Origin of the sequence: Parapedobacter defluvii (assembly GCF_014642075.1) — a bacterium.
Taxonomy (GTDB): Bacteria; Bacteroidota; Bacteroidia; order Sphingobacteriales; family Sphingobacteriaceae; genus Parapedobacter; species Parapedobacter defluvii.
The window spans coordinates 76,619-89,736 of record NZ_BMIK01000007.1 but is presented as its reverse complement, the minus strand read 5'-3'; the positions used below and the strand labels follow the sequence as shown (position 1 = coordinate 89,736).

Genomic DNA, 13,118 nt, shown 5'->3' with positions numbered 1-13,118 from the left:
TTAGGATTATGCATATGGAATCAGAAGTATTGAGCACACCTGCGGATTATTTACCCATTCTTATTCAATTTGGTGTAGCCACATTATTTTCGGTGGGTGTGATTTTGTTGACCCATTTCATCGGCCCCAAAGTAAAGACGGCCACCAAACTGGGGTCGTTCGAGTCGGGGGTGGAAGTTATCGGGAATGCCAGGCAACCTTTCTCCATCAAATACTTTATTGTTGCCATATTGTTTGTGATTTTTGACATCGAAGTCATTTTTATGTACCCCTGGGCGGTTAACTTCCGGGAGTTCGGTTTATCAGGACTGATCGAAATGTTTGTATTTATGGCTTTACTGCTTTTGGGCTTTATTTATGTCATCAAAAAAAGGGCATTAGATTGGGAATAGCTATTTGTTAGAACGTTTCTAAATAATATAAATAGCCGGATTAAAGGGCAATATATTGTAGATTTGCACTCATCAGTTTGTAACTGATGGGTTTTTGTTTTTAGATAGGTAAGGGGTTAGTAATGAGTGATATAAAATTAGCGGAAGCTCCCCCGGGGATTCAAGGGTCCGGTTTTTTTGCGACATCATTGGATAAGGCAATCGGTTTGGCACGAGCCAACTCGTTGTGGCCGTTACCATTTGCGACTTCCTGCTGCGGCATTGAGTTTATGGCTACCATGGCTGCAACATACGATGCTGGCCGTTTCGGGATGGAGCGTAATAGTTTCTCACCCCGGCAGGCCGATATGCTCATGGTGATGGGTACCATTGCCAAGAAGATGGGACCGGTACTCCGGCAGGTCTATTCACAGATGGCAGAACCTAGGTGGGTAATTGCTGTCGGAGCCTGTGCATCCAGTGGGGGGATATTTGATACCTATTCCGTGTTACAGGGAATTGATGAAATTATTCCGGTGGATGTATATGTGCCCGGGTGCCCTCCGAGGCCGGAGGCAATTCTTGACGGTGTGATGCGTTTACAGGAAATTGTAAAAAACGAATCATTAAACAGAAGGCAAACGCCGGAGTATAAAGCATTGCTGGAGAAATACGGATTCACTACCCATGGCTAAGCTGAGTAACGAAAGTATCATTGCGCGCCTTAACTCCCGGTTTGAAGGGCGGTTCAATCCATTGGAAGAATCCTATGGTTTGTTGACCCTGGAAACCGGTAAGGAGGATATCTTAGACGTCCTTGAATTTTTAAAAACAAATGGGGAATTGCAGTTTGGTTATCTAACCGATATCACGGCAGTTCATTACCCCCATCTCCCGAAAGAATTTGCAGTGGTGTATCACCTGCACAGCTTGGTGAATGGCGTACGTATCCGGATTAAGGTCTTTTTAGAAGGCAGTTATCCGGCGATCCCGACGGCAACTGTGCTTTGGAATGGCGCTAACTGGATGGAACGTGAAACATACGATTTCTTCGGAATCCAGTTTGTAGGACATCCTGACCTGCGCAGAATATTGAACGTAGACGATATGGAAGTATTCCCCATGCGTAAAGAATATCCTCTGGAAGATCCCAATCGCATGGATAAAAAGGACTACTTCTTTGGAAGGTAAGCGGTATGTAATATGAGCGAATCAATCAGTAAGATTACGAGCAATAAACCGGTTTTTGTGGACAACGATCCGCAGGAGGAATTGTTTACCCTCAATCTCGGCCCGACCCACCCCGCCACACACGGGGTGTTCCAAAATGTATTGCAGGTAGATGGAGAACGCATCGTCAGTGGTGTGTCTACCATTGGGTATATTCACCGCGCTTTTGAGAAGATATCCGAGCACCGTGCTTATTATCAGATCACCACACTGACCGACCGGCTCAACTATTGTTCATCACCCATCAATAACATGGGGTGGCACATGACGGTCGAGAAGCTGCTGGATATTGAACTTCCGAAACGGGTACAGTACATGCGGGTGATTATCATGGAACTGTCCCGCATCGCAGACCATATTATTTGCAATGGTATATTGGGCGTGGATACGGGAACGTTTGCAGGGTTCATTCCCATGATGGTAAAGCGGGAGTTTATCTATGAAATTTTTGAGGAAATCTGCGGAGCACGCCTGACGACAAATATTGGCCGGATTGGGGGATTTGAAAGAGATTTCAACGAAACGGCTTTTTCGAAAATCAAGCAGTTTGTAAAAGAATTTCCGGCGGTACTGAAAGAATTTGAAGCGTTGCTCGAACGTAACCGGATCTTTATTGAGCGGACCGCAGGCGTGGCGGCTGTTGATCCTGAAACGGCCCTTAACTACAGTTGGAGCGGTCCTATTTTGAGGGCTACAGGGGTGGACTATGACGTGAGGGCAAATGAACCGTATTCCTCCTATGAGGAATTTGATTTTGAAGTACCCGTAGGTACGAACGGCGACGTATACGATCGCTTTCTCGTTCGCAACAGTGAGATGTGGCAAAGTTTGCGAATGATTGAGCAGGCGCTGGCAAAGATTGAAAAAGAGCCCAAAGGCATATTTCACGCAGATGTGCCGGATTTCTACCTGCCTCCAAAGGAGCAGGTGTATAATAATATGGAAGCGTTGATTTACCATTTTAAGATTGTAATGGGCGAAATAGACGCACCTAAAAAGGAATTATATCATTGTGTGGAAGGTGCTAACGGCGAGTTGGGCTTTTACCTGATCAGTGATGGAGGTAGGTCGCCCTACCGGTTGCATTTCCGTAGACCTTCGTTTATAAACTATCAGATGTATGCGCCTATGAGCAGTGGGATGTTGCTTTCGGATGCCATCATCAATATGAGTAGTCTAAATGTTATAGCAGGAGAACTGGATGCTTAGTGTGAAACACAACGACCCCGTGGAATTCACGGATGAATTGCTCGGCAAGTTTGCCGAAATTGTGGCGCGTTACCCGGAAGGTCGGCAAAAATCGGCGCTATTGCCCATATTGCATGAAGTACAGGCCGTCTATGGGTGGCTGAGTGTTCCGGCAATGGACAGGGTAGCTGCGTATCTTGGGATTGAACCCATTGAAGTATATGAGGTAGCGACGTTTTATACCATGTTTTTCCTGCGGCCTCCCGGTAAATATGCGTTGGAAGTATGCCGCACCGGCCCGTGTTGCCTGGTAGGAGCTGAACGGATCATGAAGCATATCGAAACCCGTTTGGGCGTAAAAGAAGGGGAGGTGACACCCGATGGACTGTTCAGCTGGCGGGGAGTGGAATGCCTGGCTGCGTGCGGTTATGGCCCTGTATTGCAGATTGGCCCCGAGTATACGTTTTACGAAAACCTTACTGAGGAAAGCGTAGACAAATTAATTGATGAATTAAAAGAAAAAGCGGCGGCTATAGGCTAACAGCCCATAGCCGGCAGCTGATAGCAGACTGTTATGGCTCGTAAGTTACTATTGACACATATCAACGTTCCGGGAATCCGTACGTTTGACGTATACCGCCAAAAAGGCGGGTACCGGGCGGTGGAAAAAGCGTTGAAGACGCTTAGCCCCGATGATGTGGTGGAAGAAGTGAAGAAGTCGGGTCTCCGGGGTCGCGGTGGGGCCGGTTTTCCCACGGGAATGAAGTGGAGCTTTTTGGCCAAACCTGAAGGGGTACCGCGTTATCTGGTGTGTAATGCCGATGAGTCGGAGCCGGGAACGTTCAAAGACCGCTACCTGATGACCCATATTCCCCATGCGCTGATCGAAGGAATGATTGTAGCCAGCTATGCGCTGGGTGCAAACACTTCGTATATCTATGTACGTGGAGAGATGATGCCCCAAGTACGTATCCTGGAAAGGGCAATTGCTGAAGCTAAGCAAGCGGGATTTCTGGGCAAGAATATACTGGCAACAGGTTATGACCTGGAGTTATACGTACAGCCCGGTGGCGGTGCCTATATCTGTGGTGAAGAAACGGCGCTTTTGGAATCCCTAGAAGGCAAGCGGGGTAATCCGCGAATTAAACCCCCATTCCCCGCGGTGTCAGGACTGTATAATTGCCCTACGGTGGTTAACAACGTTGAGTCCATAGCAGCCACGGTCCCCATCATTAACGATGGCGGTGAAGAATATGCAAAGATTGGTATTGAACGCAGTACCGGAACCAAGCTCATTTCTGCAGGAGGTAATTTAAATAAGCCCGGTGTATATGAAATCGAATTGGGATTACCTGTGGAAGAATTTATCTATTCAGAGGAGTATTGCGGTGGCGTTGCGAATGGCAAGCGATTGAAGGCGGTGGTGGCCGGTGGATCTTCGGTTCCCATTCTGCCCGCTAATTTGATTCTGAAAACGCTGAAAGGCGAATCGCGTTTAATGACGTATGAATCATTGGCCGATGGCGGGTTCCAAAGCGGAACGATGTTGGGATCGGGTGGATTTATTGCCTTTGATGAAGATCAATGCATTGTACGTAACACGTGGAATTTTACCCGTTTCTATCATCACGAAAGCTGTGGCCAATGTTCTCCCTGTCGCGAGGGAACGGGGTGGATGGAAAAAGTGTTGCATAAAATCGAACATGGACATGGCACATTCAGTGACATCGATCTGTTGGTGGATGTTGCCAAGAAGATCGAAGGGAATACCATTTGTCCGCTTGGCGATGCGGCTGCATGGCCGGTGGCCAGTGCGATCCGGCATTTCAGGGATGAGTTTGAGTGGCATGTAACCAACGGTCAGGAAGCACAGACACGGAATTATGGATTGGCACACTATGCGGATCCACTGGAGCCGGTGATGTGAGGTACGAAGTACGAGGTTAGAGGTACGAGGTTAGAAAACAAGGCTGAATGCCGAAAGCTGACAGCCGATAGCTAAAAAAAGATGGCGGAAGACGTAAAATTTAAGGTAAGCATCGATGGGATTCCGGTGGAAGTGCCGCCGGGAACAACCATATTGAATGCCGCCCGTCAGATCGGTGGCGATATCGTGCCCCCAGCTATGTGCTATTATTCCAAGTTGGAGGGCAGTGGAGGAAAGTGCCGGACCTGTCTTGTGAAAGTGAGCAAGGGGTCTGAAAAGGACCCGCGTCCTATGCCTAAACTGGTGGCGTCGTGCCGTACAACCGTAATGGACGGCATGGAAGTACAGAACATTACGTCTCCTGAAGTGCTGGAGGCGCGTAAAGGGGTGGTGGAAATGTTGCTCATCAACCACCCGTTGGATTGCCCGATCTGCGATCAGGCAGGTGAGTGCCATTTGCAGGATCTGAGTTATCAGCATGGCTTAGCCAGTACGCGGTATGAGTTTGAACGGAGGACGTTTGATAAGATCGATATCGGGGACAAAGTGCAGCTGCACATGACCCGCTGTATCCTCTGCTACCGGTGTGTATTTGTGGCCGATCAGCTTACCCCGAAGCGGGTGCATGGGGTATTGGGTCGCGGCGACGCCGCTGAGATATCCACATACATCAAGAACGCGATTGATAACGAATTTTCGGGGAATGTCATTGATGTTTGTCCCGTGGGTGCGTTGACAGACAAGACCTTCCGTTTCAAAAACCGGGTGTGGTTTACCAAACCGGTGGAAGCACATCGCGATTGCCCTACATGCAGTGGCAAAGTGACGTTGTGGTATAAAGGTGAGGAAGTATTGCGGGTAACTGCCCGGAAAGATGAATACGGTGAAGTGGAAGAATTTATCTGCAACACCTGCCGGTTTGATAAGAAGGCTACCTCGGATTGGGTGATCGAAGGCCCCCGTAACGTAAAGCCTACATCGGTCATTTCATTGAATCATTACGATGAGTTGAACCCGCCTCCGGTGGTGAAAAAGAACCTCTTGTTGCAGGAAACGAATAAAGAACAGTTTGAACGTGCTAAGGAACTGCTTTAGCCATTTTTAGAAGCGATGGAATCAGCTTTATTGTTAGAAAAAACGATTTTGGTGGTGGCGGTATTTGCTATCACGCTGTTTATTGCGATGTATTCCACACTGGTGGAACGCAAAGTGGCTGGCTTTATGCAGGCGCGGTTCGGCCCGGATCGTGCGGGCCCTTTCGGCCTGCTGCAACCACTCGCCGACGGGGGCAAGTTTTTCTTTAAGGAGGAAATCATTCCTGCAGGAGCACATAAGGCTCTTTTTATCGCCGGCCCCACCATTGCGATGTTTACCGCGTGCATCAGTAGTGCGGTGATACCCTGGGGGCAGGAGCTGACCATCGGTGACAGGGTGATCACCTTGCAGGTTGCCGATATCAACGTGGGGGTCCTTTATATATTTGGCGTGGTGGCATTGGGTGTATACGGTATTATGATTGGTGGATGGGCTTCGAACAACAAATATGCTTTGATGGGAGCCGTGCGTGCCGCTTCGCAGAGTATCAGTTACGAAATTGGCATGGGGCTTTCCCTAATTGCCCTACTGATGGTAACCGGCACGCTTTCGTTGAAGGAAATCGTTGCCCAGCAGGAAGGATTTGTCAACTGGAATATATGGGTACAACCGCTCGGCTTTCTGATTTTTATCGTCTGTGCATTTGCCGAATGTAACCGGGTGCCTTTTGACCTCGCAGAGTGCGAAACGGAGTTGATAGGGGGGTATAACGTGGAATACTCTTCCATGAAGCTGGCCTTTTATATGTTTGCCGAGTATATTAATATGTTTGTGTCATCATCGCTGATGGCCGCTTTGTACTTTGGCGGATATAATTTTCCATTTATGTATGACCTGGGGCTATCCCAGAATTGGATTACCATCATTGGCGTGTTGGTGTTCTTTGCGAAAATTCTTGCTTTCATCTTTTTCTTCATGTGGATCCGATGGACAGTTCCCCGTTTCCGGTATGATCAATTGATGCGGTTGGGATGGAAGATTTTAATACCTTTGGCGGTGGCTAATATCGTGTTGACGGGTATCGTAACCATTGTAAAAGACACCTATTTTTAATTTGGATTGGGGGAAGAGACTATGCAATCACTCAGTAATCGGAAAAAAGTGTTGGAGCAAAAGCCCATGAATTTTTGGGAGCGGATGTATTTACCCGCTATTGCCCGGGGGCTCAGCATTACGATCAAGTATTTTTTCCAACCCAAGGCTACGTATAAGTATCCGGAAGTGCAGCGTCCGTATTCTAAGAACTTCCGTGGCCAACATTCACTTAAACGTGACGAGGAAGGACGCGAACGGTGTACCGCATGTGGGCTGTGTGCACTCTCCTGTCCTGCAGAGGCCATTACCATGATTTCCGCAGAACGGCAAAAAGGGGAAGAACACCTTTACCGCGAGGAGAAATATGCAGCGGTATATGAAATCAATATGTTGCGCTGTATATTTTGCGGACTTTGCGAGGAAGCCTGCCCCAAGGAAGCTATTTTCTTGGATGGCTCACATGTGCCGCCGGAGCAATTGCGTAAGGACTTTATTTATGGCAAAGACAAATTGGTGGAACCCCGGTTTGATTATAAAAAGGAGCAAGAAACGATAGCCTGATGAGTATTTTTTATTTTGTAGCCTTTCTGTCGATTTTTTTTGCGCTGATGACCATCTTTGCCAAAAATCCGGTACACAGCGTATTATACTTGGTCATTACTTTTTTCACCTTTACCATACATTATATTCTGTTGAATGCCCAATTTCTTGCGATCGTCAATTTCATTGTGTACATGGGTGCAATCATGGTACTTTTCCTATTCGTACTGATGTTGCTTAACCTGAACAAGGATACGGAACCACTTAAATCCAATTTGGTGAAAGTGATGGGAGTGATCGCCGGGATGTGCTTGTTGGTAACGTTGGCAGGCTCCTTCCGGGTGCTCCAGGCTACCGGTGTGGATATCGTGGAAAATACAGAGATTGGCCTGGTGGGCAATCTCGGAAAAGTGCTGTTCAGTGAATTTTTACTTCCATTCGAAATTTCCTCAATTTTATTGTTGACCGCTATGGTAGGTGCGGTATTATTGGCTAAAAACGATCCAAAAAACGCGTAAATGGAGACTATCGTACAAGAAATACAGGGTGTTCCGCTCAATCACTATATCCTGTTTTGCAGTCTAATTTTTACCATTGGAGTCATTGGCGTGCTGATTCGCCGTAATGTCATCATTATCATGATGTCTATCGAATTAATGCTTAATTCGGTGAATTTGCTATTGACGGCTTTTTCCGCGCATAGCGGTGATCCATCGGGACAAGTGTTCGTGTTTTTCATTATGGCATTGGCTGCGGCGGAAGTGGCGGTTGGCTTAGCCATTATTGTGATGGTTTATCGCAATACACGATCGGTTGATATCAATGCATTGAATCGGCTGCGGGGCTAATGTGATGACGGAATTGTTGAATTTGAAGATTTGAACTACTAAATAGCATGATAGATTTAATTTGGTTGATTCCATTGCTGCCATTGATCGGGTTTTTGGTCAATGGACTTGGTAGGAATGTGTTGCCAAAGTCATTGGTCGGTGTTGTCGGGTGCGGCGTTGTATTAATTTCGTTCCTGTTGAGCTGTGGCGTGTTTTCCACCATTTATACCTTAAGGCAAGCTGGAGAGAGCGCAACATTTACGCAGCCGGTTTTTGACTGGATCGGTGCGGGTAGCGCCCAGGTTTCACTCTCTTTTCTGGTAGACCCATTGAGTGCCGCCATGCTGCTTATTGTTACCGGCATCGGTTTCCTGATTCACGTGTATTCCATCGGATACATGCAGCACGATGCGGGGTTTGCCAAATTCTTCGCCTACCTTAACCTGTTCATTTTCTTCATGCTGCTATTGGTATTGGGTTCCAATTACATCGTGATGTTTATCGGTTGGGAAGGTGTGGGCCTTTGCTCCTATCTCCTGATCGGATTTTGGTTTAAAAACTCATCGTATGCCAGCGCAGCCAAGAAAGCATTTGTGATGAACCGCATCGGTGATTTGGGATTCCTCATTGCGGTGTTTGCGATATTTGCCACGTTCGGTACGTTTGAATTTGCCGGGATATTTCCGCAGGCAGCCAATATGACTATGGGCGATACCACGCTCCTGCTGATTACGCTCCTGCTGTTTGTTGCTGCAACGGGAAAATCCGCGCAGATTCCGTTATTTACGTGGTTGCCCGATGCAATGGCAGGTCCGACTCCGGTGTCTGCATTGATCCACGCGGCAACCATGGTGACGGCAGGTATCTACATGATTGCCCGTTCTAATATCCTCTTTACCTTGTCGCCGATTACCTTACAGATAGTGGCCGCCATTGGCATCTGTACGGCGTTGCTGGCAGCGGCTATTGCTGTCACACAGAATGACATCAAGAAGGTATTGGCATATTCTACGGTGTCTCAATTGGGTTACATGTTTCTGGGGCTCGGGGTTGGCGCGTTTACCGGTGCGTTTTTCCATGTAATTACCCATGCATTTTTCAAGGCATTGTTGTTCCTGGGCGCTGGTTCAGTCATCCATGCAATGAGTGATGAACAGGATATGCGGAATATGGGTGGACTGAAAAAGCACCTGCCGGTGACGTACCTGACCATGCTGATCGGTACCGTTGCCATTGCCGGTATCCCGCCGCTTTCAGGCTTTTTTTCAAAGGACGAAATCCTGGCCCATGCCTTTGCACACAGCAAGGTGCTGTGGGTGCTTGGTTTCATGGGGGCACTGTTTACGGCCTTTTATATGTTCCGGATGCTATTTCTTACTTTTTTCGGCCAATTCAGGGGAACTTCTGCGCAGGCGAGTCACCTGCATGAATCGCCTCCAACGATGACGGTTCCCTTGGTGGTGTTGGCGGTATTGGCAGCCCTTGGAGGCTTCCTGAATGTACCGGCTGCTTTGGGCGGGCAACATGCACTGGCCAACTTCCTGGCTCCGGTATTTGCAGAAAGCGTTGAAAAAGTGGGAGAGGCTCATCTGGAACATAGTACCGAATATGTGTTGATGGGTATTTCTGCGTTGGCGGCCATCGTGATGGCTGTAGTAGCCTATCGTCAGTATGTATCAAAAGCAGTGGTACCGGTTGCGGATGATGTACCCCGCAGTGGCTTGTCTCGCCTATCATACCGCAAATTTTATGTTGACGAGTTATATGATACCTTGATCGTACGTCCGTTGAATGCACTGTCCGTATTTTTCTACCGTAAGGTAGACCGGGGAGGAATTGACGGGGTGGTCAATGGGCTTGGAAGTGCTACAGGCAAATCGGGCAAGGGAATCCGTTTGCTGCAAAGTGGCAATGTAGGATTCTATATTTTTATGATGGTCATTGCGGTGGTGGCGCTGTTGGCCTACGGTGTTTTTAACGGTTAATCGAGACGAAGTTATATCGCGTACATGGACAATCTATTTATACTTTTATTACTTCCGGTCCTTGGAGCAATCGCGCTCGCTTTTGTAAAACAGGCAAAGGCCGCACGGCAGTTGGCGTTGCTGGTATCTTTGGTGTCACTCGGACTGACGATCCCGTTTTTATCGGGTTTTGTGCCCGATGACAGTATCCAATTTGAACAGCAATTCGCGTGGATACCTGCTTTGGGTATCCATTTCCATATCGGTATCGACGGCATTAGTTTGCCGTTGGTATTGCTGACCAATGGGTTGGTTCCGTTGATTATTCTATCGGCATTCAGCTATGATTATAAAGGCGGCTTTTATGCACTTGTATTATTTATGCAGGCCGGCTTGTTACTGGTTTTTACGGCCCTGGATGCTTTTGCATTTTATGTAGGATGGGAGATCGCGTTGATACCGATTTACTTCATCTGTGCCCTGTGGGGCGGAGAGAACCGGATTCGTGTAAACCTTAAATTCTTCATCTACACGTTTTTGGGAAGCTTATTGATGCTGATTGCCATCATCTACTTACACCTTCAGGTGCCGTCGGGTGATTACGAGTTGACTTCATTTTATCAACTTGCATTGGATTCGAGTACGCAGCGTTGGATTTTTTGGGCGTTTTTCCTTGCATTTGCCATCAAGATGCCCATTTTCCCATTCCATACCTGGCAGCCAGATACCTATACGGAGGCGCCAACCGCTGGTACCATGTTGCTGGCAGGTATTATGCTTAAAATGGGAGTATATGGGTTAATCCGTTGGTTAATTCCGGTTGCTCCCCTGGGTTTTGCGGCGTATGGGCACCTGGCCCTGGTACTTTGTATAATTGGTGTCGTGTATGGTTCCATCATCGCATTTAAACAACAGGACGTAAAGCGTTTGGTAGCTTATTCTTCGATTGCACACGTGGGGCTTATTGGTGCCGGGATTTTTGCCTGGAATGTACAAGGTGTGCAGGGAGCAATGATCCAGATGGTTAATCACGGCATCAGCGTAGTAGGGTTGTTTTTTGTGCTGGATATCGTTACCAGAAGGTTGGGTACACGTGAGATGAGCGACATGGGAGGAATTGCCAAGGCTGCACCTGCCCTCGCCATCCTATTTTTGGTAATTGTAATGGGAGCTGTAGGATTACCGTTGACCAACGGGTTCGTCGGAGAATTTTTGTTGTTGATGGGGATATATCAGTATGGTATTTGGTATTCGGTTTTCGGAGGGCTTACGTTGATATTGGGTGCGGTTTATTTACTACGGATGTATCAGAAAGTGATGCTTGGAGACGCAAATGCAAAGACTTCGGATTTTGCAGACGTGAGGGGGACAGAGTGGTTGGTATTGGCAATTATTGCAGTGTTGGTGATCGGTATCGGAATATATCCCAAGCCGCTATTGCATATTTCCGAAGCCGCCGTTACGGAGTTGATTGGAAAGGTAAGTTTGATTAATAACTAGTAAGCATAATCAGTCCTACGGTTGTTAAACCGGACGGAAGTTAAGATAAACAAAATATGAGTGCAATCATTACGCTGTCTTTATTGGCCATATTGGTGCTGTATTTGGGATTATTCAAGGCCCGGAATGCACTGCTGCCGGTATCTTTATTGGGATTGGTAAGCACCCTGGTGCTGTTTGTGATCCAATGGGAAGGACAAGCTGTGCCTTTATACAGTGGAATGGTGCTTTTTGACCATTATGCGATTGCGTTTTCGGTATTGTGTGTGTTGTTGACGATACTGGTTTTATTGTTGTCAAAAAACTATTTTGATGCAGGAAGCACACATATTGCGGAATATTATGCACTAATTCTTTTCTCCCTGACCGGAGCATTATTGGTGACGTCCTTCCACAACCTAGCCATGTTGTTCATCGGGATAGAAATCATGTCGGTAGCGCTGTATATCCTTGCAGGTATCCGGAAGAAAGATTTTGCATCCAACGAGGCAGCGTTGAAGTATTTCTTGATGGGGGCATTTTCTACCGGGTTTTTGCTGTTTGGTGTGGCGTTGCTGTATGGTGCAAGCGGATCTTTTGACCTAGCGGAAATCAAGGATTACGTGGTATCCAATCCCCAAGCAGTTTCTCCGCTCTTCTACGGTGGCATCTTATTGCTACTGGTAGGGCTGGCTTTTAAGGTGGGCGCAGCTCCTTTTCATTTCTGGGCACCCGATGTTTACGACGGCGCACCCATACTGATTACGACGTTTATGATTACGGTCGTTAAGACGGCCGCATTTGCCGGCTTTCTTCGGTTGTTTTATTTCTGCTTCGTTCCGTTACAGGACTTTTGGATGCCAGCATTGCTGGTCATGACGGTCGTTACGTTGTTCATTGGAAACATCACAGCGCTTGTACAGTCAAGTTTTAAACGTATGCTGGCCTATTCGAGCATTTCACATGCCGGGTATATGCTTTTTGCCATCGTAGCGGTCGGTCCCTCTTCCTCAGAAGCGGTATTGATATATGCGGCGGCTTACTCGCTGGCATCTGTTGTCGCTTTCGGTACCCTCATCTTGGTTAAGCGAGCTACGGGAAGCGATCATTTTGAGGCATTCAATGGCCTCGCTAAGAAGAACCCATACCTTTCTTTAGCGCTTACGGTCGCTATGCTGTCGTTGGCAGGGATTCCGCTCACGGCTGGTTTTATCGGCAAATTTATGATGTTTTCAGGGGTATTGGCTGATTACCAGATTTTATTGGTCGTTTTGGCAGTTTTGAACGCAGCAATAGGTATTTTCTACTATTTCCGCGTTATTGTGGCGATGTATTTCCGACCGCTTGATCGAGACCAGCTAGTGGTGAACGGATATTACAAAACCGTATTGGTAGTGGCTATCCTCGCCACGTTATTACTGGGGATATATCCGGCTTGGATAACCGGCTTGGTGTAAGC

At 47.4% G+C, this 13,118-nt stretch carries 14 protein-coding genes; all 14 read left to right on the top strand.

The window, feature by feature from the left end:
- Positions 1-14: 14 nt before the first annotated feature.
- Positions 15-392, top strand: a complete 378-nt coding sequence (locus IEX60_RS11845; protein WP_188750854.1) for an NADH-quinone oxidoreductase subunit A — start codon at positions 15-17, stop codon at positions 390-392.
- Between the two features lie 122 nt (positions 393-514).
- Positions 515-1,066: an NADH-quinone oxidoreductase subunit B gene (locus IEX60_RS11840; protein WP_188750852.1), complete on the top strand. Its 552-nt coding sequence runs from the start codon at positions 515-517 to the stop codon at positions 1,064-1,066.
- Positions 1,059-1,562, top strand: a complete 504-nt coding sequence (locus tag IEX60_RS11835) for an NADH-quinone oxidoreductase subunit C (protein WP_188750850.1) — start codon at positions 1,059-1,061, stop codon at positions 1,560-1,562. The genes IEX60_RS11840 and IEX60_RS11835 overlap by 8 nt, the downstream gene beginning before the upstream one ends.
- 12 nt (positions 1,563-1,574) lie before the next feature.
- The gene (locus IEX60_RS11830) at positions 1,575-2,810 is read left to right on the top strand and encodes an NADH-quinone oxidoreductase subunit D (RefSeq protein WP_188750848.1); all 1,236 of its coding nucleotides are present in this window, start codon (positions 1,575-1,577) and stop codon (positions 2,808-2,810) included.
- Entirely contained in the window at positions 2,803-3,330 is a 528-nt protein-coding gene (locus IEX60_RS11825) for an NADH-quinone oxidoreductase subunit NuoE family protein (protein WP_188750846.1), read from the top strand. Before IEX60_RS11830 ends, IEX60_RS11825 begins: the two co-directional genes overlap by 8 nt.
- A 33-nt stretch (positions 3,331-3,363) precedes the next feature.
- Positions 3,364-4,716: an NADH-quinone oxidoreductase subunit NuoF gene (gene nuoF / locus IEX60_RS11820; protein ID WP_188750844.1), complete on the top strand. Its 1,353-nt coding sequence runs from the start codon at positions 3,364-3,366 to the stop codon at positions 4,714-4,716.
- Between the two features lie 81 nt (positions 4,717-4,797).
- On the top strand, positions 4,798-5,811 hold the full coding sequence (locus tag IEX60_RS11815) for an NADH-quinone oxidoreductase subunit G (RefSeq protein ID WP_188750841.1): 1,014 nt from the start codon (positions 4,798-4,800) through the stop codon (positions 5,809-5,811).
- Positions 5,812-5,826: 15 nt separating this feature from the next.
- On the top strand, positions 5,827-6,864 hold the full coding sequence (gene nuoH / locus IEX60_RS11810; RefSeq protein ID WP_188750839.1) for an NADH-quinone oxidoreductase subunit NuoH: 1,038 nt from the start codon (positions 5,827-5,829) through the stop codon (positions 6,862-6,864).
- A 21-nt stretch (positions 6,865-6,885) separates the two neighbouring features.
- Positions 6,886-7,407, top strand: coding sequence for a NuoI/complex I 23 kDa subunit family protein (locus IEX60_RS11805; RefSeq protein WP_188750838.1), 522 nt, complete (start codon positions 6,886-6,888; stop codon positions 7,405-7,407).
- Positions 7,407-7,904 (top strand): NADH-quinone oxidoreductase subunit J family protein, encoded by a 498-nt coding sequence (locus IEX60_RS11800; protein ID WP_188750836.1) that lies wholly within the window; start codon positions 7,407-7,409, stop codon positions 7,902-7,904. Before IEX60_RS11805 ends, IEX60_RS11800 begins: the two co-directional genes overlap by 1 nt.
- A complete protein-coding gene (gene nuoK / locus IEX60_RS11795; RefSeq protein WP_188750834.1) occupies positions 7,905-8,234 on the top strand; it encodes an NADH-quinone oxidoreductase subunit NuoK in 330 nt (109 codons plus the stop codon).
- A gap of 47 nt (positions 8,235-8,281) precedes the next feature.
- On the top strand, positions 8,282-10,201 hold the full coding sequence (gene nuoL, locus IEX60_RS11790; protein ID WP_188750832.1) for an NADH-quinone oxidoreductase subunit L: 1,920 nt from the start codon (positions 8,282-8,284) through the stop codon (positions 10,199-10,201).
- A 24-nt stretch (positions 10,202-10,225) separates the two neighbouring features.
- Positions 10,226-11,680 (top strand): complex I subunit 4 family protein, encoded by a 1,455-nt coding sequence (locus tag IEX60_RS11785; protein ID WP_188750830.1) that lies wholly within the window; start codon positions 10,226-10,228, stop codon positions 11,678-11,680.
- A 56-nt stretch (positions 11,681-11,736) separates the two neighbouring features.
- Positions 11,737-13,116, top strand: a complete 1,380-nt coding sequence (locus IEX60_RS11780; protein ID WP_188750828.1) for an NADH-quinone oxidoreductase subunit N — start codon at positions 11,737-11,739, stop codon at positions 13,114-13,116.
- Positions 13,117-13,118 lie beyond the last annotated feature (2 nt).